The sequence below is a fragment of the Gammaproteobacteria bacterium genome (assembly GCA_022450155.1).
Classification (GTDB): domain Bacteria; phylum Pseudomonadota; class Gammaproteobacteria; order Arenicellales; family UBA868; genus REDSEA-S09-B13.
In genome coordinates, this window is sequence record JAKUQR010000011.1 from 13,053 (window position 1) to 37,564 (window position 24,512).

Genomic DNA, 24,512 nt, shown 5'->3' on the forward strand with positions numbered 1-24,512 from the left:
CGTCTCACTATCGCTTATTGACACAGTTTCTGTACTATGGAACCTAACTGTTCTGAAATTCTCCTCGGCAAGTGTCGTGGGTAGCGGATTTTCCCTGCCGAAGACAATAGACCTATAAAGCGTATGAAAAGATGATCCTGGACGAAAAAATTGCCCACGGCGATGTCATCGTGCTAGATGGCGCGACCGGTACCGAAATCGAACGTCTAGGTGCCAAGATGGACAGCGCAGCCTGGTGTGCTGTTGCCAACATGAACCATCCAGAGAAGGTCCGGCAAGTGCATGAGTCTTATATGCGTGCCGGCGCGGATGTAATCACGACCAATACGTTTGCAACCTGCCGTCATGTTCTGGCTGGTGCCGGGCTGGACAGCGATACCGTCGCGATAAATCAGCAGGCTGTAACGTTAGCCCGAAACGCCCGCGACACTGTCGCGCCAAGCCGGCCGGTGGCGATTGCCGGCAGCATGTCCAACACAGTGGCTTGGCAGCCAGGTTTTATCAGTCCCGACCCTCGGTTTATTCCTACCGAAAGACAGGAGATCGCAAACTACCGGGAGATGGCGAACACGCTGGCTGATTCAGGTGTCGACCTTCTAATCCTCGAAATGATGCTCGATATCGAGCACGCGAGTCGTGCGCTGGAGGCGGCCGTTGAGACCGGCTTACCGGTTTGGGTGGGTGTCAGCTGCAGCCTTGAGGACAATGGTGCCGTAGTCGGGTGGGATCTGACCACGCAAGGGCGTATTGCTGCGGACCATGCACCACCGCTGCCGCTGCCATTGGATGAGATCATCGATGCGCTTCAAAATGTCGGGGGAGACGTCTTTGGGATCATGCACAGCACGCTTGGGGACACGACGCCCGGGCTGCAGGTGTTGTGTGATCGCTGGACCGGGCCGATCATGGCTTATCCGGAGACCATGCGGAGCGCTCAACCGCAAGCCGATCAGACTGACCGGTTGCCAACTCCCGGTTTTCTTGATATTGGCCGGGTCTCACCCGAGAGTTTTGCTGAGGCCTGTCGCGGCTGGGTCGAACAGGGCGTACAGATCATCGGTGGCTGTTGCGGTGCCACGATCGAACATATCCAGGCAATGGTTGGCCGGCTTCCAGCACAGGTTGGTGACCGTTTACCCGTCGGTTAATGCATAGTCGCCGACGGCAGCTTGGTGTGAAATCAGACCGTTGGCGAGGTCCCTTCTGACCAGTTGCCGGTCCCGCTGAGGTGCGGGTCCGAATCCACCACCGCCGGGGGTGTTGATGATCAGCCGATCGCCTGCAGGGATTTGTTGACAGCCCTTGCCTTGCAGTTCCCCGTTCTGTTTGAGTGCCACACGTCCTGCAGCACCGTCAGCGCCACCGGCCCGGCCGCGGGCCGGAAAATCGATCCGGTCAAATGCAGCCAGCAGTTCCATGTCCTGACCGATCGCATTTTCAATCTCGATGACCTGGCCGAGCCCGCCCCGGTAGCGGCCGCTGCCGCCCGAGTCGGGTAGGTATTCCTTGCGCCAGAATAGCAAAGGGGCAACCGATTCATTGATTTCAACCGGTGTACCGCGAACACCGGAAGGATAGGCGGTGGCAGAAAGACCATCGCTGACGGGGCGGCCACCTGTGCCACCATTGGTGACTGCCGTAATCGCGAAAATATCTGAGTTGTTTGCACCGCGATCGGTCTTGCCGCGAAACGTCAGATTCCACAGGCAGGATGCCCCTTCGGCGGGCACTTTTTCCGGTACTACCTGCGCCAGGCAGCCGAAAACCACATCTGGCAGCATCTGCCCGACGATATGGCGGGCATTGATTGCAGCCGGATAGGGCGCATTTAGTACTGATTTATCCGGCGCCCTGATACGAAACGGTGCCAGCGAGCCCGCATTGTTGGGCACCTCGGGTGAAATCACACAGGCGAGACCGAAACAGGTGTAGGCGGTGGTGTAAGCCATCGGCACGTTGATGCCGTGTACTGCCATACCTGAGGTACCGGCAAAATCAACAATCACCAACGCGTCGTCTATGGTCAGCGCTGCAACCAGATCCAGGGGCCCGTCAAAGCCGTCGATACGCATACTGTTGTGGTACACCCCGTTGGGCAGGTTAGCGATCTCGGCCTGAACAGCAGCGAGAGATTTGTCACAGATGAAGTCGGCCAGCGTATCCAGATCATCCAGTTCAAACTCATCCATCATTTCTACCAGGCGGCTGCAGCCCACATCATTGCAGGCCGCGAGGGAATAGACATCGCCTTCCGATTCCACCGGTTGGCGGGTATTGGACCGCACCATGGCCATCAGAGTCTCGTTGATCTTGCCTGCATCAGCCAGTTTAAGCATGGGGATGTAGATGCCTTCCATGTGTACGTCGGTGGCATCAGGGCCAGTACCTATTCCACCGATGTCCGTCAAGTGGGAGGTGCATGAAAAAAGTGCAACCAAATTACCATTTCGAAAACACGGCGTGGTCAGTACAAAGTCGTTTAGATGGCCAGTGCCCATCCACGGATCATTGGTGATGTAAATGTCACCTTCGACCATCGTTTCAAGTGGGAAATGATCAATAAAGTGATTTACCGACTCGGCCATAGAATTCACATGGCCGGGTGTGCCGGTGATGGCCTGTGCCAACATACGGCCGCGGGCGTCGAATACCCCAGCCGATAGATCGCCGCATTCGCGAACGATCGGACTGAAAGCGGTGCGCATCAGTGTCTGGGCCTGTTCTTCGACGACTGAAATCAATCGATTCCACATCACCTGCATTCGAATGGTGTCGAGGGTTCCGCTTTTGTTCATGGTTTTAATGTCCTGTGTCTCGTTCAACCACCAGGTGGCCACCGGCACTTACATTGAGATTAAATCCATCGGGGACGAAAGTCGAAGTTTGTGATTCGACGACAATCGCCGGACCTGTCAGAGTGGAGCCGGGCTGAAGGGTGCTCCTATTGTAGATCAGCGCATGTATGTGACTGTCTTGTTCAGCGTCAAACACCTGGCGTTCCCCAATGGCATCGGCTTGGAGCCGGGTGTTTCCCAATTTTCCAATAACAGGGCTCTGGGCAGGGGTTGAAATCGTGAGCACCCAGGTCAGCACCTCGATCTCTGCGTTGGGCAGTGTCCGTCTGAAAAGGGCAGCATACTGTTTATCAAAGTTCGACTTCAACGCCGCAATGGTCTGTTCGTCGAAAGTATCACCACTGATGGGTACGGAGATTTCATGACCCTGGCCGCGGTAACGCATGAATGCAGACCGTGCTTCAGTCAATGGACTATCGCCTGCGCCAGCTTGGACTACCGCCAGGGCTTCCTCCCGCATTTCATCGAAGATCCGGTTGATTGGTGTGCTGTCGAAATCGTCGAGGGACATATAAAGACTGCGTACAACTTCATACGAGATCGGTGCCTGCAGAAAACCGACGGCAGACCCGACACCGGCATTAGCCGGAATGATGAAGCAGTCTATACCCAGTTTGTCGACCAGCCTGGCGACATGCAGCGGCGCTGCACCGCCGAATGCAATCACAGTGTGTTCGGCCACATCGTGACCTTTTTCTACGGTGTGAACACGTACAGCGTTGGCCATGGTTTCGTCTACCATTTCATTGACCGCAAATGCCGACATCAGGGTAGTCAGCCCCTGCGATTCGCCGATATTTGTGTCCAGGGCTTTGGCAGCTGCGTCATAATTGAGAGAAAGTTTGCCGCCTGCAAACTGTGCAGTGTCGATTTTCCCGAGCACGATATCAGCGTCGGTAATCGTAGGGTGTGTGCCGCCCTGACCATAGGCCGCTGGCCCGGGATCTGCACCCGCGCTGTCTGGTCCTATCGTGACCCGTCCGGTACCGTCTATACGAGCAATAGAGCCACCCCCGGCACCGATCTCGACCATCTCAATAACAGGTATTCGAAGCGGTAAACCACTGCCTTTTCTGAAATGAGCCTGTCGGTCGACCTCAAATTCACGCGCTTTCCCCGGTTCGAAGTCTTCGATCAGGCTGATCTTTGCGGTTGTGCCACCCATGTCAAAGGCGATCACCCGGTTCAGTCCCAGTTCCACAGCAAGATTGCGGGCGAGAATCGCACCTCCCGCGGGGCCCGATTCAACCAGCCTGATCGGCTGTCGTTTTGCGGTTTCCAGCGTGGTCAAACCACCGCTCGAGGTCATCAGCAGTACCGGACAGGTCAGGCCGATTGCCTGGAGGCCGATTTCAAGGCGGGACAGGTATCCTTCCATCGCGGGCCGTACATAAGCATTAGCCGACGCGGTCGACAGCCGTTCATACTCACGAATCTCGGGACAGACTTCCGATGACAGAGTGATCGGGATATCCGGCATTAGGTCAGCCAGAGTGCGTGCGACGGTTTGCTCATGCACAGGGTTGGCATAGGCGTGGAGAAACCCGATTGCAATACTTTCAACGCCCGCTGCCGTCAGGTCGGGTACCAGTCCCGGTATGGCCGACTCGTCCAGTTCAAGAATCACCTGACCATTGATGTCAATCCGTTCAGAAAGACACAATCTCCTGTCTCTGGAGATCAGCGGCGTGACTTTTTCCAGAAAAACGTCGTACTGGTCGTAGCGGGTTTCGTAGCCGATCTCTAGAACGTCCCTAAACCCTTCAGTCGTGATCAATGCCGTAACGGCACCCTTGCGCTCGAGGATCGCATTTGTAGCAAGCGTTGTGCCGTGGAGTACAAGATCGACTGAAGTGGGATCAATACCTGCTGACGCGAAGACCTCTTTCGCACCGGCGATAACAGCTTCTTCCGGGGTAGAGGTCGTCGTCAGCACCTTGGCGGTAGTCTGAGTCTCGGGTGTCTCTAATACGATGTCTGTAAACGTCCCACCAACGTCTACGGCCAGTCGGATATCGATTTGTTTTTTGCTCACCTGCGGAAAGGCCTTGTCAAGCCAACTCTCGAGTTTCTGGACGTTTCATGCCAGCCAAAGGGCCTGATGGTAACAACTTTTGACGAGACCAGCCGGCGAGTCAGTATTCTGATGATAAGTGAGTCGGTCGGAATGTCGATCACCTACCGGTCCAGTCCGGGTGGGATGGTGTGGCCGGCGGCTTTGAGTTTGTGCAAAAGGCGGTCGAACAGGCACTGGAGTTCCACCCGGTCATCCTGATCTAGGCTGGGTCCTGGGTCTCGGGACTTGGCCGAGGCCAATACCCCTTGTCGTCGCAGCGTTTCTTTACGCAAGGCGAGGCCCAGCCCGAACTGCTGTTCATGGCGAATCAGTGGCAGGTAAATGTCGTACAGGTCTTCGGCGTCATCCGCCCGGTCCGCCATGAACATCTCGTACACTGATGCCAGTAGTGCGGGGAAGGCAAAACCAGTCATAACGCCATCTGCACCTCGGTGCAGTTCCTGTGGCATGTACAGGCCACCGTTGCCGGATAAGATGCTCACCCGCCGGACGCCTTCAGTTTCTGGTGCACGCCTTAGACTGCTGAGCTTGCGGTGTCCGGGGCAGTCTTCGTGTTTGAACATCTTGATCGAGGGAAAGTCAGTGATGAGCCGGTTGATCACGCCGACCGATAGGTAGACGGTGGTGGTCGGTGGGTAGTCCTGCAAACATACTGGAATTTCAGGTCCCAGCGCATGGATAACCTGGGAGAAATACCGGTAGACCTGTTCATCTGTTTTGAGCCCGGGGATTCCCGACACCATGACACCGGCTGCGCCGGAATTCATGGCTTCGCGTGACAGCACCACAAGATTGTCGACCCCAGGGTTGCTGACACCGACGATTACCGGTCGCTGGCCGTTAACACGCCGAAGTGCGCGGTGCATAAACTGGCTTTGTTCCTCGGAACTGAGCTTCGGTGCTTCACCCATGACGCCCAGCAGTGTCAGGCCATGTACGCCCTGGTCTAGGTAGAAGTCGATCAGATGATCGAGACTGGTGTAGTCCAGAGCGCCATTGTCACTAAAGGGTGTTGCACTGATGATGTACACACCATGGGCAGTCTCGTCGAGATATGGATTCGATCTTGTCACCGGCTAAATAATCCCGAGATTCAATCGCGCTTCATGTTGAGATCCTGCCACGCAGACCCTTCTGGATCTGTATCCGTGAGCAGGCCTCCATAAATCTCGGTCTCGAACCATTCGATGAATTCCGGGCTTCGGTTGACTTTCTAGAACTCCCAGGTTGGTCGGCCCATTCGGGTCTTCATGAGTCCGGCCTGGAGAAGGTTCATGCGCATATTGAGATGGGTAATGTCTACCAGCCCATGCTTGTGCTGATCGTAGGTGTCAAAAATATCGACCAGGCAGGTGTTGATCCACAGGGTGATGCGCCAGTACTCGTAGTCTTCGAGTTTATCTGTGGACCAGTTTTTCGCCAGGAACCGCGAGAACTCTTGGTCTTTGGCTGCGAGAAAGTATCGTTCGTAGAGCCGTGATGTCAGGCTGTGGCCAAACTGCGCTTTGGTGATCTTGGCATTCTGGCGGACCTGGATGGCAAGATAGACAACAGAGAAAAAAACGCCCAAGGCGGCAACAAACTGCGCCAGTACGATCAGTGTCCGTAGTGTCATATGGCTACTATAGATTTTTTCCGTATGATATTGAAGGTCAGGTGATTATCTGCGCTGAGGAACCGCCAGCCCAGTTGTCCGGATCGGGCTGGCGATGCAAAAGATGAGGAATTTTTGTGGTGGCACAAACAGAGCAAGCTGGGGTTGTGAACGTAGCGGTCGTGGGTCTGGGCTGGTGGGGTTGCCACATCATCGAACGTTTCAGCAATCGCACCGGGAGCCCACCCAGGATTCACCTTGCAGTTGAGCGGCTTCCAGACAAAGTACGCGCCTTTGTTCAACACCATGAACTCGAGCTTACGGATGACTACCAGTTTGCACTCGACCGATCCGACATCGAGGCGGTGATTCTCACTACTCCTCATGCCCAGCCCGAAGAGCAGGTCATTCAGGCGGCGACTGCGGGCAAGCATGTTTACTGAGTGACCGGCCGGAACTATATTTAGTGGAAAGAAAGCGAATTGTGACAGCGGCTCCCTGGATCATGGCGCCCGTAACACTCAAGGGGGGCTGGGATACGCTCTGGGACATGTTGGTCACTCTACCGGGTATTTTGTGGGGTCATGTAAAGACCGACTTGTCGAACTATTTCACCCATGGGCGGGGTTGAGGCCGAGTTTGATTTTGGCTTGAACCAACCGGAATCTGTATGTGATATCAGCAAGTTAAACAAGGTGGGCCAGATCGGGCATGACTAGGGAGCAGCAAGGCCAGGGGAGACTGGGCGGTAACTGCCAGAATTACTTTGGATGCAGACAAAAGCAGACGAATAGTTTAATGTCTCGGTAGGATAGACCGCCACCGTTTATTCTTTAAGTGTCGCAGATGTGAAAAGGTGATCGATAACGGTTGTTCGAAACCTGGGGGAGCATAAACGATGTTGATCGAACTTCGGCAGTTTCTAGTAGAACGTTCATTATTGTTTGCGCTAAACAGTACTAAATATATGGAGGAATGATTATGAAGACTCGTCAGCAAGGTGTATTTCGCACAACAATCAAAGGGCTGGTGGTTGCGACCGGTATAGCCGTAACCCTGGCTCTGGCGCCAGTTGCAAAGGCCGCCGACCCGATCAAGATCGGTTTCAGCATGACCTTGACCGGCGGTTTGGCCGGTGCGGGGCAGGCAGCCCTGATCGCAATGAAGATTTGGAGGGATGATGTCAATGCAGCCGGCGGATTGTTAGGACGCCAGGTTGAATTCGTCTATTACGACGATTCGACGAATCCATCCAAGGTCCCAGGTATTTATTCGAAACTGATCAATGTCGACAAGGTTGATCTCGTAGTTTCGAGTTATGGAACCAACCTGATTGCACCGGCAATGCCCATTGTCATGAAGCAAAAAATGGTCTTCATAGCGCTGTTCGGATTGGCGGTCAACGAGCGGTTTAACTACAACAATTATTTCCAGATCATGCCTGCCGGTCCCGAGCCGAAGTTGGATTGGTCACGGGGCTTCTTTAATCTGGCGATGAACCAGAGTCCACAACCGCAATCGATCGCGCTTCTGGCTGCCGACTCCGAATTTGCCAAGAATGCAGTAGCCGGTGCACGGAGTCACGCAGAGCAGTTGGGGTTGAATATCGTTTACGACAAGACCTATCCACCGGGAACGGCTGATTTTACGCCGGTTGTTCGTGCCATCATGGCATCCAATCCCGATCTGGTGTACGTCGGCTCCTATCCCCCAGGTTCTGTTGGGATAACGAATGCTGCCAACGAACTGGACCTAAAAGCGAAAATGTTTGGCGGCGGAATGGTTGGCCTGCAATATGCTGGAATACAGAAAACCCTGGGCTCAAAAATGAACGGCATCGTCAACTATGATTTCTGGGTCCCTGCCTCGACGTTGAATTTTGAGGGTGTCGACGCATTCCTGGCTAAGTATCAAGCCGCTGCGGCGGGTGGGAAAGTGGATCCTCTCGGACACTACTTGCCGCCCTACGCGTACGCTTACCTTCAGGTATTGGGTGCTGCTGTGAACGCAGTCGGCAAACTGGATCATGCGGCGATCGGAGAGCACATGCGCAACAACACGTTCGATACAGTGGTTGGAGCGGTGTCGTTTGCTCCAAATGGTGAATGGGCCAAAACGCGTACCCTTCAAGTACAGTTTCGAGATATCAAGGATGGCGATATGTCTCAGTTCGAAAATGAGGGGACCCGTGTTGTCCTGTATCCGGAATCGGTAAAGAACGGCGAAATTGAGTATCCGTATACGCGGGATTAGTATAAGTAGACGGGGAAACAAGCGACAATTTGAATAAATTTTCTGATATTTGATAATTAAATTAAGGGGCCCCGCGTCGCAGTGAGCGCGAATCTCGCGAACACTGCGAATCCGGGGCCTCCTCTTTAATGTTTTGACACACGACGACGTACGATCAGGCAGCTTGACACGCCCGTGACTGAATTATTTATCAACGCGGTAGTATCCGGTCTGCTTCTCGGCGGATTTTATGCCGCGGTTGCGCTCGGCCTCTCTATTGTTTTTGGGCGACTTGATATCGTTAATATTGCGCACCCCGCTTTCGTGATCATCGGATCGTACATCACATTCTATGTCAATGAGAATTTTGGACTTGATCCAATTGTGGCGAGTTTTCTTTTCATGCCGCTCTTCTTTCTTCTTGGAATTGGGATGTACCGATTTTATTACGTTTGTTTTGAGCGCACCGGTCAGGAAAGTCTAACCGGTTTGGCCTATTTTTTCGGCATCATGTTTATTATCGAAGTGTTGTTGATTCTGGTCTTCGGCGTCGACTACCGCAATGTGCAGGCACCTTACATCGGTGAAACTCTATGGATAAATGATTGGATACCATTGGGGAATTTTAAAGTTTCTCTACCCTACCGGATGTTGGTCCCCTTTATCGTTGCCTCCGCGGTCACAGGCGGGGTTTATTTGTATCTCTCGAAGACCTTTATGGGGCGGGCTATTTTGGCCGTATCACAAGATCGGATAGCGCTGCAGCTTATGGGTGCTGATCCCATCAAGGTAAAGCAATGGGCTTTTGGCATCGCAATTGCCACCGCGGCCATCGCTGGCGCTTTGTTGATTGTGATTCACCCGGTCGAACCCTCAGTCGGGCGTCTTTATATCGGCCGCGTCTTTGCCATCGTGATTCTGGGCGGGATGGGATCCGTCAGCGGCACTTTCTTCGCCGCGTTGATGATTGGAATTGCAGAGACTCTCATTTCGACCTTCATCGGACCTTCCTGGGCGCCGGCAGCAGCATACGGGATACTGCTGGTGACACTTGCCGTGAGGCCGCAAGGGTTGTTTGGACGCGGGTGATGAAACTGAATAAATTCTGGCCCATCATCGCAGCCCTCTTTCTGGTTGGCATCGCCTTTACGATGGTGGTAGACAACGAGTTTTATTTTTATGCAACGTATGCCGTGATGCAGTTGATGATCATGGGCATCGCATGGAACATTCTTGGTGGATTTACCGGATACGTGAACTTTGGCAGTGGTGGGTTTTTCGCCGTCGGCGCCTATACCACCGTGTTTTTGCATAGGGCGTTTGATGCGCCGCCGTTGCTCATTGCGGTGTTGGTGGCGCCGATAGTAAGCGGTTTGATCGGTCTGGGTGTCGGATATTTTACGTTGCGTTTAAAAGGCGTTTATTTTGCAATCGCAACTTTGGCGGTGGCGATTATTCTTGAAACTATTGTTGTCAACTGGGAATATGTTGGTGGTGCCGGCGGTTACTATCTTCTGATTCCTGAGGATGTAGTGTTCTTTGATTCCTACATTGAATGGTTGTTTGTACTGATTCTTGCGATCACACTTATTGCCATCATTGTTTCTCGCTACCTGAATTCATCAAAGATTGGCCAAGGATTGGCCGCGATACGAGATGACGAATTGGCAGCAGAATGCATGGGTGTTCCGACACTCAAGCTCAAATTGATCTCAACAACTGTGATGGGTGGGTTGATGGGCGCAGCGGGCGCTCCTTTTCCTTATTTCATCACGTTCGTCGAGCCGGCTTCAGCCTTTAATCTTCTAGTTGCAGTCATGGCTATTGCCGTACCGATGATTGGCGGTACCGCATCGTGGATCGGTCCGGTCATTGGTGGTTTGCTTCTCGGCACAATCCAGGAAACTGTTACGGTCAATATCTCCTCGGAGCTGAATTTGCTGATCGTAGGTGTTGTACTGGTAGGTTTTATTTCCCTGGCGCCACAGGGGATTACAGGTTTGTATCAGGATTTCATACATTTCATACGCAAGAGGCGAAAGGGAAATGGCTGAGCCAATTCTTGCAGTTACCAACCTGACAAAACGATTTGGCGGCTTTGTGGCGCTGGATGGAGTCGACATTTCCTTGGGTGGCAAGGAAAGACTTGGATTGATTGGACCGAATGGGTCCGGCAAGACAACTTTGATCAACTGTATTTCGGGCGCATTGTTCAACGAACAGGGAAAAGTTAATTTTGAGGGCAGTGATATCACAGGAACGAGCGCAAGCAATCGTGCCAGACTTGGGATTATTCGGACTTTCCAGATTCCGCGGCCCTTTCGCAGCATGAGCATCATCGAAAATCTTGAAATACCGATGATATATGCGGCTTCGGGCCGTCTGGAGCAGCGTCGTCTTCGAGATCAGGCCATGGAATCTCTTGAACTTGTAGGATTGCAAGATCGGGCCGACGAGAATTCGGCCAATCTTACCCAAATTGATATGCGGCGATTAGAGCTTGCTCGGGCGCTGTCGGCAAAACCTTCATTATTGCTTTCCGATGAAACCATGGCGGGTTTGTCGAGTTCCGAAGTCGACGAGGTTCTCGATATACTTTTTGCTCTGAACGAACGTGGTGTTGCGGTGATCATGATTGAACATATTATGCGCGCGGTCATGAAATATTCGGAGCGTATCGTGGTACTTGATGCCGGAAAGAAAATCGCCGATGGGTCGCCGGATGAAATTGTCAATAATCGTGACGTAGAGAGGGCTTACCTTGGAGAGTAGTCTTACAGTAAATAACATCGATGGTGGGTACGGTTCGGTTCGAGTACTGCACGGACTATCTATAACCGTTGACTCTGGAGAGACCGTTGTCTTACTGGGTTCCAACGGCAACGGTAAAAGTACGCTGATGAAGTGCATTACAGGGTTAGTTCAACCTGACAGTGGTGAGATTGTTCTGGAAATAGACGGGAAACGCACTGACCTGGTCGGAAAGAAGCCTGAGGAGATTGTTGCGGCGGGAATTTCAATGGTGCCGGAAGGTAGAAGATTGTTTGCGGCACTGACTGTCGAAGAAAATCTATACCTTGGCGCTTATCGTAAGCAGGCACGCGAGAAAATCGTTGACAACCTGGATTTTGTCTACGAGACATTTCCACGTCTGCGGGAGCGTCGAAAACAGTTGGCAGGAAGCATGAGTGGTGGAGAACAGCAGATGGTCGCGGTCGCGCGAGGGATCATGTCCGATCCGACGATTCTGCTGATTGATGAACCGTCAGTCGGTCTCGCACCAAATCTAGTCAGTCATATGATTGAAAAGATCAGAGAACTCAAAGACAAGAAAAACCTGACTGTGTTGATGGCCGAGCAGAACTTCAACCAGGCAATCAAGATTGCGGATCGGGGCTACATCATTGTTCATGGGGAAATTGAATTTGCAGCAAACAGCGCAGCGGAATTGGCTGACAATGAGATGATCAAGCAATACTACTTGGGCGCATAATTGTCTAGACATCTCTCATGGGGACAAAGAATCTCATTCCCCGGTAGCTGCGCTTAGGGCGATGACCAGACGTAGGATTTAGTGGTAGCGTTGTGGCTATAGAGTGCCGAGAGCTTCTAGGATTCTCTGTGGTGTCAGTGGAACCGCGGTGACGCGTGCGTTAAAGGGCGTCAGTGCATCGTTGAGTGCGTTCATTACTGCGGCAGGTGCACCAGCAGTGCCCGCTTCACCTGCACCTTTAGCTCCCAGTTCTGAAGACCCGGTCATTGATACTACGTGCGCACAGTCAATGTCCGGCATTTCCGCGGCCATCGGCACGAGATAATCAGCCATCGTGCCGTTCTGCAACTGGCCCTCTGTGTCATAAATGCAGTGCTCAAACAAAGCAGCACCGAGGCCCTGTACGATGCCGCCGCGAATCTGTTCATCGACCAGCTGAGGGTTGATCACAGTCCCGCAGTCTTCTACGCACCAATGTTTTAGTAACGTGATCAAGCCTGTCTCGACATCGACCTCGAGATAAGAGGCTTGAATGCCGTTTGTGAATGCAAACGGATAGTCGCGGGGGACATAGTGTCGGGTAACAACGAGTTCAGATTGGAAATCTTCTGGAAAAGTATCCGGCCGGTAGTAAGCAACGCGGGCGACTTCATCGAGTGTGGTCAGTACATTTCCGTCTACGCTGTCGACGATATTGCCATTCTGAATATCAAGTGCGGTTGATTCGGTCTGCAGAATTACTCCAGCTACATCCAGTATGTTCTCTCGTAGAACTCGCCCAGCCTGGACAGCTGCTTCACCAGCAATGCCACAACCACGAGATGCCCATGTGCCGCCGCCATAAGGCGTAACTTCGGTGTCACCGGTAATTACACGGACGTTTTCCATGGCCACTCCGACACTGGTCGCAACAATTTGGGCGAGGACGGTTTCGGTACCTTGCCCCTGCTCAGTCACACCTGTTGCACAGAAAACGTTACCTTTGGCATCCAGTCGCAAGGTACAACCGTCCTGCGCTGAAATTGCGGCACCGCCAACGCCGTAGAACATTGGACTTGGGTTGGTGACCTCAATGAAAGTGGCAAGTCCTATACCACGGTAGATACCCCGTTTCCGTAGTTCTGACTGTTCCTGACGGAGGGAGTCGTAGCCCATCATTTCCAAGAGCTTGTCCAGACTTTGAAGGTGAGAAAGATTTTCGAATGCCATCCCAGTGATGGACTTGCAGGGATAGCTATCATCAGGGTAGAGATTGGTCCGCCGGATGTCGACTGGGTCCATCTGGAGCTGTCGGGCTGCTTCGTCGATTAGCCCCTCAGCAATCATACAGGCAACAGGGTGCCCGACGGCACGATACTGGCACATCACATTCTTGTTTTGAAATACAACCTTCGCTGCCGCTTTGTAGTTTTCAATCTGATAAGCACCGCCGGTCAGGTTGACTATCTGGTTTGCTTCAATAGCACTGGTGCGTGGGTACATGGAATAGGGTCCGATGCCGGTCAGATCATCAAATTCCAGAGCCTGAATCTTTCCGTCTTTAGAAACGGCCATGCGGGCCTTGACCAGATGATCCCGAGCGTGAATATCAGTTACGAATGACTCAAGTCGGTCAGCAATGAACTTGACGGGTCGTTGAAACATCCGGCTCAGCGCAACTGCGGCAAATTCATCGGCGTAAACGTGCACTTTGATACCGAAAGAGCCCCCAACATCTTTTGTGACAACGCGAACATCACCTTCATTCATACCCAGATGTTTGGCAAACACGTTCTGCATCATGTGCGGGGCCTGTGTTGACTGATACACCGTCAGCTTTCCTTCGCCAGGCTGATAGTCGGCAATGATTGACCTCGGTTCGACCGTGACGCCTGTGTGCCGTCCTATATCGAATGTTTCCTCAACTACAACGGCAGCGGTCGCAAATGCCTGGTCGACGTCACCCGCAGCAAAATTCCGTTCCCAGCATAAATTATTCTCCAGAGTGTCGTGAATGACGGGTGTATCCGGATCAAGGGCTGTCTGGGCGTCGGCTACAACCGGCAGTTCCTGCCACTGTATCTGTACTGTTTCAGCCGCGTCCTCTCCCTCAGCTCGGGTTTTCGCTAGGATCGCGACCACGGCCTCTCCCTGCCAGCACGCTTTTTCAACGGCCATTGCATACTGGGGTGGAGAAACAATTCCTTGTAGGTGTTTGAGCACACCAACCCACGGTTCATGGCGTTCAGCAAGTTGGGCACCGGTGACAACCGCCACGACACCTGGATAGGACTGTGCTGCAGTGGTATCAATACTGAGAATCCGTGCGTGTGCGTAAGGACTTCGGACAAACACCACATTCAGCATACGTGGCAGCACAATGTCGTCTACGAAGTGGCCTCGACCCTCAAGTAAACGCTTCGCATTGGGCCTGGGAACGCTCCGACCAATGTAGCTGTTGGGACGGTCCAGTACCCAGCGATTTCTAGGGTGAACATTCATGGTTCTCTTTTTTCCTGGCCTGAGCGCACGACAGACTCAATCGCATCGACAATTGCATGGTACCCCGTACAGCGGCAGTAATTTCCCGAGAGAAAGACCCGAATCTGTTCTCGATTGGCATCGGGATGTGTTTCGATCAGTTCAGCAGCTGTTAATAGAATACCCGGCGTACAGAATCCGCACTGCAGTCCATTGCGTGCGTGGAATGCGGCCTGCAGATCTTCAAGATGGCCATCGTCGGACAGGCCTTCAATCGTGTCGACTCGTTTGCCATCTGTTTGAATGGCCAGGATCAGACAACTCCGGACAATCCTGCCATCAAGGCGGATCGTACAGGCACCGCAGACACCATGCTCGCAGCCTACATGGGTACCGGTTAGCCCTAGATCGAGCCTCAGGAAGTCAGCCAGATTCCGTCGAACGGGTACCCGTTCGGAGACCGATTCCCCGTTGACAGTCAGGCTGATTTCGCTTTCTCCCATTAGTACAGCCAACGAATCGCTCACGACCGCCACTCCTTGAGTACCCGCCGAGTCAGGACCTTTGCCAGATGGACCCGCATGGCTGAAGTCGCATTAAGATCATCAGGAGGATCAAGCTCACCATCAAGTCGATCCAGGGACATCCCGTTTTGCTCCTGTCGCCAGTTCCTGCAGATGTCACTGGCTGTCTGTTCAGCAAGTATAGGTCGGGGACCAACATTAAAATAAGCGAGCCGCAGTTCAGTCAAGTCGTCTGAAGACCAGTCGCTCGAGGCACAGAGACCTACGATGGCATAGTCCCCATGCCGGCGTGTGAGCTCGCGAAACCCGAAACGCTGATTCTCGTCTGCGACGGGTATTTCTATAGCGGTCAGCAGTTCGTTATCGGCCAGTGCTGTTTCGAATAGATCCTGAAAAAATTCTGTGGCTGTGATTCGTCGCTCACCATCGGGGCCCTGGGCGACCATCTGACCATTCAGCGCAACCATACAAGCGGGTAGTTCAGCTGCGGGATCAGCAAACACGATACTGCCACCAATCGTTCCACGGTTTCGTATTGCCGGGTGCGCAATGTGTGGTATCACCATTGTAATCAGAGGGGCATGTTGAGACACCAGAGTTGAATGCTCGAGTTCGGCTTGGCGGGTCATCGCACCGATTCTCAGCCGGTTCTCAACCATGTTAATACCGCTGAGTTCATCGATATCGTTGATATCAATGAGTACGGCGGGATTAGAAAGGCGCATATTAAGGCTCGCCATCAGGCTTTGGCCGCCGGCCAGTACGGTCGCATCGGACCCATGCTGCTGCAGACACTCCAGAGCATCATCGACGGTCTTCGGTTGAATATAGCCAAATGCTGGAGCTTTCATGGTGAAAGGGTTGTGTTATTTAGCAGACACTAGCGGTTTTTTAGTCGTGTCTTTAATCCTCATTAATAACCGCCGCGAGCGTATCAAAAAACTGCCTAACCCACTTTTTCGCCGTGGCCGTTAGGAGGCGTGAGCCCACCTGGGCAACTTTACCACCAATTAGAATCTGAGACCTATAGCCAAGTAGAGTACCGGCTGCGTTTGCCTTGAGTTCGATATTGACCGTGCCCTTTGCAAACCCAGAGGAGCCGCCTTGTCCTTCGCCAGTCAGCGAATAACGGGTGGGCGGTGCGACGGGGATCACTGTTAGCAACGTGGAAAATTGAGTATTAACCGGCCCGATTTTTATTCGGATTGTTGTCAAAAAAGTGTTGCTGTCCTTCCTGTCGATGGCTGTGCAGCCGGGAATGCAGCGTTGCAGTGCAACGGGGTCGTTGAGAGTTTTCCAGATCTCGTCTGCCGTTGCTGAGAGTTGAATTTCACCGCTGAGTTCCATTACCTGTTCGAAAGACTTGCCGCGGTCATCATCGATGTATTATAAGTGGGTCGCGGCCACAAGCCACTCAAAATGCGTAGTCGCGAGCACCACCGGAGATGAGTACATGAGCGAAGACAAAATCACTGTAGAAGCTCTCGCAAGACTCGAAAATTGTGATGACGTGCGCTTTAGATCGATTATGACTTCGGTCATCACACATCTTCATGAAGTCGTGCGAGAAGTAGAGCCCACACTGGAGGAGTGGGGGCAAGCCATTGACTTTCTGACCCAGGTGGGTCACTGGTGCGATGACACGCGTCAGGAGTTTATCCTGCTCTCGGATACGCTGGCTGTGTCAATGCTGGTCGACACGCTGGCACACCCTAAGCCGGAAAGCGCGACTGAGAGCACTGTACTGGGCCCATTTCACGTACCTGGCGCACCTGAATTGCCATTTGGCGCCAATATTTCCAAGGGCAGGTCCGGTGAACCTACCCTGGTGACGGGGCGGGTATTGGGTATCGATGGCACTCCGATCGCCAACGCTAAACTGGACGTTTGGCAGGCCTCTGCTGAAGGGTTTTACGATGTCCAGGAAACGGAAAGGTTTCCAGACATGAACCTTCGCGGTATTTTCTACACGGATAGCCAGGGTCAGTTCGGGTTCTGTACCGAGAAGCCAGCATCCTACCCGGTGCCAACTGATGGCCCAGTGGGTGTCATGCTGAAAGCCCTGGGTCGACCCGCGATGCGGCCGGCGCATATCCATTTCATGGTTTCTGCCGAACAGCATCAACCCCTTACTACCCATCTATTCGTCCGCGGTGATCCCTACCTCAATTCCGATGCTGTTCAGGCGGTGAAAGACAGCTTGATTGTTGATTTCAAACAACTGGATGATTCGGTTGAAGCAGAACAGTTTGGAATTTCGTCACCGTACTTTAAGGTCAACGAGGACTTTAGACTGGCATCAACCGCATAAGACTTGGCAAACAAGGATACATACCATGGATTTTGATGATTTAGACATTGCGGCACAGGGTTCTCTTCAGGAGCTCAAGAAGGAAATTCAGGCGGCTGATCCCGCAACCCTCCGGCTGCTGATGACTGAGGCGCGGACTTTTAATGCCTGGCAGGACAAGACCGTTGCGGTTGAGACGCTTGACCAGGTCTACCAGATTATGAAAATGGGACCCACCAGTGGGAACTGCTGTCCGGCGAGATTGGTCTTTCTGACCTCCAAGGCGGCTAAAGAACGGCTGCAACCTGCGCTTAAACCGAACAATGTTGATAAAACAATGAGCGCACCGGTCACGGTCATCATTGCGTACGATGTAGCGTTCTGGCAGTACGCCGAAAGGATGTTTCCCCAGAATCCTGCCGTCCAGCTCGCTTTCAAAGACAATCCTGCAGGCGCTGAAACCGCCGCATTTCGCAACGGCAGTTTACAAGGTGCTTATTTCATCGTTGCTGCACGGGCTGTTGGTCTGGATTGTGGTCCAATGTCGGGATTTGACAATACGATGGTGGATGAAGCATTTTTTGCCGAGACAATGTTTCGTTCTAATTTTCTGTGCAATATTGGCTACGGGGATGCGTCGAAAACGTTCAAAAGACTGCCAAGATTGGATTTTGACGTGGCCTGTCAAGTTCTTTAAGCCGCGCTAGGTGCGGGCCAGAGACTGAGGTTTCGGTGGTCTGGTTTTTCGGGTACCTTCGAAGTTCTTGCCGAAATCTGCTGGTGGCGGTGGCCCCCAGAGGAAAAATGATACCTCCATTGGCCAATCTCGAGCGCGCCATTTGCGGTCGTCGGCGATGTAGTCGATATCAAAAAAGTATTCAGCGAGCCCATTGTGCGGATCCCTGATGTACCAGAAAAAGTTGGATCCTAGGGCATGACGGCCAATACCCCAGCCGTTTCGATAACCTTTGTGCATCATACGCTGGCCGGCGAGTCCCATCTCGTCAATGTTGTTTACCTCAAAGCTCGCGTGATGGAATCCCGGTCGAGTGTCTTTGATGACAGCAACGACATGATGATCAGACCCACCTGGCACACGAAGGAACGCGATAAAGTTCTCAGATCTGTCCGTGAGCTTAAGACCCAGTATCCTGGTGTAGAAGTCGATCTTTTTGTTGATGTCAGTGGTGAAATGGACGACATGACCCAGTCGAGTCGGGAACACTTTCTGATTAAATGACAAGCCGCCTTTTGCGTTGAGTCGTTGGTAATCGCCAGGCACGTTAGACGGTTGACGTGATGCCGGTTTTTGGGGGCTAGGGCCGCCTAGGCCGGCCGCCGGCTGACTGATATTCACATTGTAGAGCGTACCGTCAAACTCGTGGCGGAGCCACAGTCCGTCGTAGGGCGCATCAGTTGGTTGTTTTTCGAGGGTGACATCTGCACTTCTTCGAATCCGCTTTTCGATCTCGCTCAGTCCTTTCGTCGTGGTGCCAAATGAGATGTTGTGCAGCCCCATTCCGTGACCTGGCACCACAATCACCTGGTCCTGGTTTCGTCCTTTGCACTGAAGAATTGCTCGTTCAGTGTCAGATTTTCCAATTAATCCGAAATCTTCATAGAAATTTTTCTGAGCCTCGACGTCGGGTACAGTCAGGGTCACGTGATGTAAATGGTTGATACTCATGGTTGCATGCTTTCTGTGGGTTTAGTAGTCAGTATCCCGACGATACATTCGCCGCGCGAGCCGATAATTTACTCTGTAACCAGTGTACCACCCGCAGTAATCTCGACAGTGTTTATGTGTTTCCAACTCCGGAATATTGTTATGCTAAGAGACTGGAACCCCCCGGCCGCCAAGGCGAAAGAGGAGTAGGCTTATGACTTACGACGAGAAGATCTCTCGCATCTACCCGACCCGAGAGGAAATGCTCAACCGGGTGGCCCCGTATAGGAGTCTCCGGGGCTATGACGGTGGTCTTGCAGACAGCAATATGCCAGACGCCGTACGCTTTTTGTTTAACGTCATTGGGTTTCAACCTCCACCCAATGAAAGCGGTGGTGCTGGATCACCTGTAGGTGCACGCGCCGCTCGCATGTCTTCAATCAAGATCTCCGAAGGATTCAATCTGGGTTACTGTGAAGCGCTTCCCGGTAGAGGTCCGATGATGCACAACCATGACACCAACGAAACCTTCATTACTATGACGGGTAAGTGGCGGGCCAGCTGGGAACTGGAAAATGCAGAGGTAGAGCACATTGATCTGGAACCACTGGATGTGATTTCGTTTCCACCCGGGGCAGTCCGGCGTTTTGAAAACGTGACCGATGGTCCAGCGGATGAGTATTCGATACTGATGTTTATTATCTCCGGAAACACACCGACTGCTGAGTTCACTCGTCAGTCGCTTGAAGAAATTGAAGGAGCCGGATTGTTGGATGCTGATCCAGCAGACAGCGGAGGCAATGAGTGGGTATCGCCCCATGTTCATCCGGAGGATTTTCGATCGACCTGAGTTTGTGGTTTGTAAATATTCACAGCGTTGGAGGGGAGATGTCTTCTTATCTGGTTGGGGTTGATATAGGCGGTACATTTACCGACTGCGTCATAATTGATGAGACAGGACACGTGACCACCGCGAAAGTGCCCTCTACACCTCCCGATTTCTCAAGAGGCATGATCAGTGCACTTCGTGCAGGTGCCGGCACACTGGGCATGACACTCGAAGCGCTTTGTGGCCAAACCCGGTTGTTGACCCATGGGACGACAGTGGCGACCAATGCCATCATCCAGAAAAGAGGCGCTCAGGTTGGCCTGATTACGACCAAAGGTCATAACGATGTGATCCATATCATGCGTGGTTCACGGGGATTGACCGGTCGGGATCTGGACAAGGTCGTCCATTTCCCAGAAAGCTCAAAGCCCAAACCACTGATTCCCAAGAAGCTGATCAGAGGGGTGTCAGAGCGTGTGGACTGCTTTGGGCATGTGGTCGTTGATTTGAATGAAAGAGAAGCAGAGCAGGCGGTGGACGAGTTGCTTGCGCTGGGTGTCGAGGCGATTGCCGTATGTTTTCTCTGGTCATTCAAGCATGCAGCGCACGAAAAGCGTATACGTGAGATTGTGCGAGCCAAGTCACCGGAGGTATTCGTTACTCTGTCATCGGACCTTGTACCCAAGTGGGGTGAATATGAAAGAACGACTGCGGTGGCTCTGAATGCCTATATTGGGCCGGTGACCTCCAGCTATCTGCGGACACTGGACTTGGAACTCAACGACTATGGTTATGGGCACCCGCTTCAAATTACTCAATGCGGCGGCGGTACTATTTCAGTGAACCGGGCCATAGAAGCACCATTGCTGACCCTTGATTCCGGACCTGTTTCAGGCGTGATCGGCTCGCAGTTTCTAAGTGAGCTGATGGGCTACAGCAATGTGATCACAACAGATATGGGGGGAACTTCTTTTGACGTCGGCATCATATCCGACGGTGAGCCGGCTTTTACTTACGTCAGTAACGTCAACCAGTATGAGTATTTTTTGCCGAAGATCGACATACAGGCAGTGGGAAATGGCGGAGGCAGCCTCGTCCGGGTTGATCCGACGACCGGTGTGCTTCGCGTAGGTCCGGACAGTGCCGGCGCTGTGCCCGGCCCGATCTGCTATGACCAGGGCGGTGAGATACCCACTGTGACTGACGCTGCGTTGGTTCTGGGGTATATCGCTGTGGATTCTTTTGCGAATGGGACCATCCAACTTAATCGTGGGAAAGCAGAAAACGCTATTGCGGAAATTGGAAAGCAGTTGGGGCTGGATTTGATGGAAGCGGCTGCGGGTATTGTCAAGATCTCGGAGTTCCAGATGGTAGATCTTATCCGGCGGATGACGATACAGAAGGGTCTTGATCCCCGCGATTTTGTGTTGTTCGCTTTCGGCGGCGCCGGACCGATGCATGCAGGTGTGTTTGCTTTCGAATTGGGTGTTCAAAAAGTGGTTGTTCCACAGGGAAATATCGCTTCTACCTGGTGCGGGTTTGGCGCTGCCTCAGCGGATATCCTGCACATTGTTGAACAGGTTGACATCATGATTTCTCCGTTCAATTCTGCAGGGATCAATGATCGCTTTGCGAAATTGAGAGAGCAGGTGAATGATCAATTTGTTGAAGACGGTGTTTCGACGGATCAACAGCAACTACAGTTTTCTCTGGACATACGGCACAAAGGCCAGATCAATGAGGTGGAAGTGATAGTGGCTACCGAACCGTTGACCGATATCGATCTTGAAAGGCTGCGCTCGGATTTTCTGGAACGCTACGAACTCATCTACGGTAAGGGGGCCTCGCTGCCCTGGGCGAAACTGGAAGCGGTGACCTTCAGGATTCGGGCATTCGCCAGGACCCCGAAGCCGGACCTGAAACCGAAAGAGACCCGAGAATTGTGTGTTGATCCCGCCGCGCACATTTCAGATCGTTCCATTTACTGGTCGGACCCCAGGCAGACGATTGATACGCCGATCTACAGCGGAGCCAGGCTGGTGTTCGGTAATCAGGTCTGTGGACCTGCGGTCATTGAGACCACTGATACCACCCTGGTCGTGCATCCTGGACGGCGGGTCGATGTAGATTTATTCGGAAATTTTGTTCTCAGCCTCGCTTGATTGATACACCCGCTATGCCAGAAACAGTACTGACAAAAATATCCGAGATGCCCATCGACAGTCTTACCGGGCTGAGCAACCCGTATGTCCCGTCTAGCGAGTTGCGTTACTCGCCGAAGCTGATTCTCCACAGGGACTACGATACGGATATCGATCCCGTCACTTTTGAAGTGATACGCCATGCATTGTGGAACATCAATGAAGAGCATGGCGCAACGATCCAGAGAGTATCAGGCTCGCCCGTTGCAATGTATGCGCTGGATCTGAATCCGACGATCATGACTGAAGACGCCGAATTCGTTTATGTCGGGCCGTATATGCAGTACATGTCGGGTGTTGCCGATACTCAGGTGAAATGGATCCTCGAGTATCGTAGTGACAATCCGGGAATTTCCGACGGTGACATGTTCCTTTCCAATGACCCTTGGGTAGGTGCACCCCATCAGCAGGATGTGATGTTGATTTGTCCCGTGTTCTGGGAGGGCGAACTGTTTGCCTGGATCACCAACTGTCTACATCAGTACGATATCGGCGGTGCCACGCCTGGTAGTTTCTGTCCGGCTGCGGAATCTTCTTTCGATGAGGGCATCTGTCTGCCGCCAGTCAAGATTATCGAAGGGTTCGAGATCCGCCGGGACATTGAAGAGGTCTACCTGCGGTCCTCCCGAAAACCCGAAATGGTCGCTCTGGATTTCCGGGCGCAGATGGTCGGCAACAGTTCAGCTCGCCAGCGTTTACTGGATTTGATTCAGCGTTACGGCTCGGCTACGGTCAAGGGCGTGATGAAAAAGATCATCGCTGACAGCGAGACCAGCTATCTTGAAAAGATGGCACGTTTGCCCGATGGCGTGTGGCAGGACCGAACTTACGTGGAGTGTTGCCGCCCTGGCGATCGGCAGACCTACCGAGTGATTCTGACCATTCGAAAGAAAGGTACTAGACTGGTTTTTGAGAACGAAGGTACAGCCCCTCAGGACGGCGCTATGAATGCCACCTATTCAGGCTGGCGGGGCTCACAGATTGTCGCGATAAATCAACTTCTGTGCTGGGACCAGCATTTTGCTCCGGCCGGTGCGCTCAGACACATAGATTTTGATCCAACACTGGGTACTTTTACCTGTGCCAGGTATCCGGCGTCCGTATCAACAGCGCCGGTACAGGCCATGGAGATTTCGCTTTATCCAACCTATAACGCGATGTCAAAGATGATTTACAGCGATCCCGAGATGCGTCGGGACATTATCTGTATTGGCGGTACCAGTCAGTGGCCGGCCACGATTTTTCGAGGAATCGATCAGTGGGGTGAGCGCTACGGCTATATCCTCGTGGATCCGATAGGCGGGGCGATCGGCGCATTCTCCCATGCAGACGGTATTTCTACGGGAGGTCAGGCCCGTACACCGATCTGCAAAATGCCGAACATCGAGCATACGGAGCAGGATTTTCCAGTGCTGTTTCTGTATCGGAAAGAAGTGCCCGATTCCGGCGGTGCCGGGAAATACCGCGGTGGAATGTCTGCAGAGAGCTGCTTTATACCGCACAACACAGAATCGATTACGCAGGACACGTTGTCATCCGGAAACGCGACACCGACTGGCACAGGCATGATGGGTGGTTATCCAGGTACAACCAATGAGTACAAATATAAGCGTAACTCGGATGTACGGGAACGCTTTGAGGCCGGCCAGTTGGTTGATGACATTTCAGAATTGAAGGGCGAGGACGTGACTTTGCAGTTAAGGCAGATAGATTTTCAACAGCAGCCTGCAGATGTCTATTCAGTTGTTTGCAGTGCAGCGGGTGGTTTTGGCGACCCACTGGATCGGGATACAGAGCGTGTCCAAGTGGATATAGAAGAAAATGCAGTCACCGTTGAAGCTGCCCGCGAGATCTATGGCGTAATCGTCGACCCGGACACACTGGAGGTGAATCAGGATGCGACCTGCAAACTTCGGGCTGATACGCGTCACCACCGTTTGCAGGGTTACAGTGGAACGCCAGTGCGTAGCAACGGTGAGATTGTGATGCATGTGACGGAGAATCTTGACCTGCGCGGCGACATCGATCACGAAGTCTACTGTTGTGTCAAGTGTCAAACAGAGGTTGGGCTTCTGGGAAGTAACTACAAGGAGCACTGTATCCGCATAGACAAGGCGGTCTCAAAGTCGAATCTGTTGATTGGAGAGCCCAGCCGATTCATCGATGACACACCAGAATTTCGACAATTTATCTGTCCTGGCTGCGGTACTTTGATCGAGAATGAGATTGCCATGCGTGGCGAACCTGTCCTGATGGATATTCATATCGAAAAATGACCGGTCTTACGTCGA

The 24,512-nt window shown here is 52.7% G+C and carries 22 protein-coding genes; 13 read left to right on the forward strand and 9 right to left on the reverse strand.

The annotated features are described in order from the left end of the window. Positions 1-131 precede the first annotated feature (131 nt). Positions 132-1,148 carry a homocysteine S-methyltransferase family protein gene (locus MK323_07855; protein ID MCH2482075.1) on the forward strand — a complete coding sequence of 339 codons (1,017 nt, stop codon included), beginning with the start codon at positions 132-134 and terminating at the stop codon, positions 1,146-1,148. Here the strand turns inward: MK323_07855 and MK323_07860 are convergent. The 4 genes from MK323_07860 to MK323_07875 form a co-directional block, all read right to left on the reverse strand. Beyond that, positions 1,134-2,795: a hydantoinase B/oxoprolinase family protein gene (locus tag MK323_07860; protein MCH2482076.1), complete on the reverse strand. Its 1,662-nt coding sequence runs from the start codon at positions 2,793-2,795 to the stop codon at positions 1,134-1,136. The genes MK323_07855 and MK323_07860 overlap by 15 nt on opposite strands. Before the next feature lie 4 nt (positions 2,796-2,799). Continuing rightward, positions 2,800-4,890, reverse strand: coding sequence for a hydantoinase/oxoprolinase family protein (locus MK323_07865; GenBank protein MCH2482077.1), 2,091 nt, complete (start codon positions 4,888-4,890; stop codon positions 2,800-2,802). Between the two features lie 143 nt (positions 4,891-5,033). Next, positions 5,034-6,005, reverse strand: a complete 972-nt coding sequence (locus MK323_07870; GenBank protein MCH2482078.1) for a dihydrodipicolinate synthase family protein — start codon at positions 6,003-6,005, stop codon at positions 5,034-5,036. Between the two features lie 140 nt (positions 6,006-6,145). Beyond that, a complete protein-coding gene (locus MK323_07875) occupies positions 6,146-6,547 on the reverse strand; it encodes a hypothetical protein (GenBank protein ID MCH2482079.1) in 402 nt (133 codons plus the stop codon). Between the two features lie 119 nt (positions 6,548-6,666). Here MK323_07875 and MK323_07880 point away from each other — a divergent pair, with 119 nt between their 5' ends. The 7 genes from MK323_07880 to MK323_07910 all read left to right on the forward strand — a co-directional run bounded on the left by MK323_07880 (position 6,667) and on the right by MK323_07910 (position 12,251). Further along, positions 6,667-6,969, forward strand: coding sequence for a Gfo/Idh/MocA family oxidoreductase (locus MK323_07880; protein ID MCH2482080.1), 303 nt, complete (start codon positions 6,667-6,669; stop codon positions 6,967-6,969). A 23-nt stretch (positions 6,970-6,992) separates the two neighbouring features. Further along, positions 6,993-7,157, forward strand: coding sequence for a hypothetical protein (locus MK323_07885; protein ID MCH2482081.1), 165 nt, complete (start codon positions 6,993-6,995; stop codon positions 7,155-7,157). A 350-nt stretch (positions 7,158-7,507) separates the two neighbouring features. Further along, the gene (locus MK323_07890) at positions 7,508-8,779 is read left to right on the forward strand and encodes an amino acid ABC transporter substrate-binding protein (protein MCH2482082.1); all 1,272 of its coding nucleotides are present in this window, start codon (positions 7,508-7,510) and stop codon (positions 8,777-8,779) included. A 174-nt stretch (positions 8,780-8,953) separates the two neighbouring features. Beyond that, complete coding sequence (locus MK323_07895) at positions 8,954-9,847, forward strand: branched-chain amino acid ABC transporter permease (GenBank protein ID MCH2482083.1); 894 nt, start codon at positions 8,954-8,956, stop codon at positions 9,845-9,847. Continuing rightward, positions 9,847-10,812, forward strand: coding sequence for a branched-chain amino acid ABC transporter permease (locus MK323_07900; protein ID MCH2482084.1), 966 nt, complete (start codon positions 9,847-9,849; stop codon positions 10,810-10,812). Before MK323_07895 ends, MK323_07900 begins: the two co-directional genes overlap by 1 nt. Then, positions 10,805-11,530, forward strand: a complete 726-nt coding sequence (locus MK323_07905) for an ABC transporter ATP-binding protein (GenBank protein MCH2482085.1) — start codon at positions 10,805-10,807, stop codon at positions 11,528-11,530. The genes MK323_07900 and MK323_07905 overlap by 8 nt, the downstream gene beginning before the upstream one ends. Continuing rightward, positions 11,520-12,251 carry an ABC transporter ATP-binding protein gene (locus MK323_07910; protein MCH2482086.1) on the forward strand — a complete coding sequence of 244 codons (732 nt, stop codon included), beginning with the start codon at positions 11,520-11,522 and terminating at the stop codon, positions 12,249-12,251. Before MK323_07905 ends, MK323_07910 begins: the two co-directional genes overlap by 11 nt. A 96-nt stretch (positions 12,252-12,347) precedes the next feature. On the opposite strand, the gene MK323_07915 is transcribed toward MK323_07910, so the two are convergent. From MK323_07915 to MK323_07930, 4 genes are read right to left on the reverse strand one after another with little or no spacing between them, the layout of a single operon-like run. Continuing rightward, positions 12,348-14,732: a xanthine dehydrogenase family protein molybdopterin-binding subunit gene (locus tag MK323_07915; protein ID MCH2482087.1), complete on the reverse strand. Its 2,385-nt coding sequence runs from the start codon at positions 14,730-14,732 to the stop codon at positions 12,348-12,350. Beyond that, a complete protein-coding gene (locus tag MK323_07920; protein MCH2482088.1) occupies positions 14,729-15,214 on the reverse strand; it encodes a (2Fe-2S)-binding protein in 486 nt (161 codons plus the stop codon). The genes MK323_07915 and MK323_07920 overlap by 4 nt, the downstream gene beginning before the upstream one ends. Positions 15,215-15,234: 20 nt before the next feature. Then, on the reverse strand, positions 15,235-16,086 hold the full coding sequence (locus MK323_07925) for a xanthine dehydrogenase family protein subunit M (protein ID MCH2482089.1): 852 nt from the start codon (positions 16,084-16,086) through the stop codon (positions 15,235-15,237). Between the two features lie 52 nt (positions 16,087-16,138). After that, complete coding sequence (locus MK323_07930; GenBank protein MCH2482090.1) at positions 16,139-16,582, reverse strand: carbon monoxide dehydrogenase subunit G; 444 nt, start codon at positions 16,580-16,582, stop codon at positions 16,139-16,141. 106 nt (positions 16,583-16,688) lie between these two features. On the opposite strand from MK323_07930, the gene MK323_07935 reads away from it, so the two are divergent. Both MK323_07935 and MK323_07940 read left to right on the forward strand, forming a co-directional pair. Further along, positions 16,689-17,546, forward strand: coding sequence for a 6-chlorohydroxyquinol-1,2-dioxygenase (locus MK323_07935; GenBank protein ID MCH2482091.1), 858 nt, complete (start codon positions 16,689-16,691; stop codon positions 17,544-17,546). 25 nt (positions 17,547-17,571) lie between these two features. Then, entirely contained in the window at positions 17,572-18,222 is a 651-nt protein-coding gene (locus MK323_07940) for a malonic semialdehyde reductase (GenBank protein MCH2482092.1), read from the forward strand. A gap of 6 nt (positions 18,223-18,228) precedes the next feature. Here the strand turns inward: MK323_07940 and MK323_07945 are convergent, their stop codons facing one another. After that, positions 18,229-19,212: a VOC family protein gene (locus MK323_07945; protein ID MCH2482093.1), complete on the reverse strand. Its 984-nt coding sequence runs from the start codon at positions 19,210-19,212 to the stop codon at positions 18,229-18,231. Positions 19,213-19,405: 193 nt separating this feature from the next. On the opposite strand from MK323_07945, the gene MK323_07950 reads away from it, so the two are divergent. The 3 genes from MK323_07950 to MK323_07960 are packed head-to-tail and all read left to right on the forward strand — an operon-like array spanning position 19,406 to position 24,497. Then, positions 19,406-20,041 (forward strand): cupin domain-containing protein, encoded by a 636-nt coding sequence (locus MK323_07950; protein MCH2482094.1) that lies wholly within the window; start codon positions 19,406-19,408, stop codon positions 20,039-20,041. A gap of 38 nt (positions 20,042-20,079) precedes the next feature. Continuing rightward, a complete protein-coding gene (locus MK323_07955; GenBank protein ID MCH2482095.1) occupies positions 20,080-22,182 on the forward strand; it encodes a hydantoinase/oxoprolinase family protein in 2,103 nt (700 codons plus the stop codon). Positions 22,183-22,196: 14 nt separating this feature from the next. Next, on the forward strand, positions 22,197-24,497 hold the full coding sequence (locus MK323_07960; protein ID MCH2482096.1) for a hydantoinase B/oxoprolinase family protein: 2,301 nt from the start codon (positions 22,197-22,199) through the stop codon (positions 24,495-24,497). The last annotated feature ends 15 nt before the right edge of the window (positions 24,498-24,512 follow it).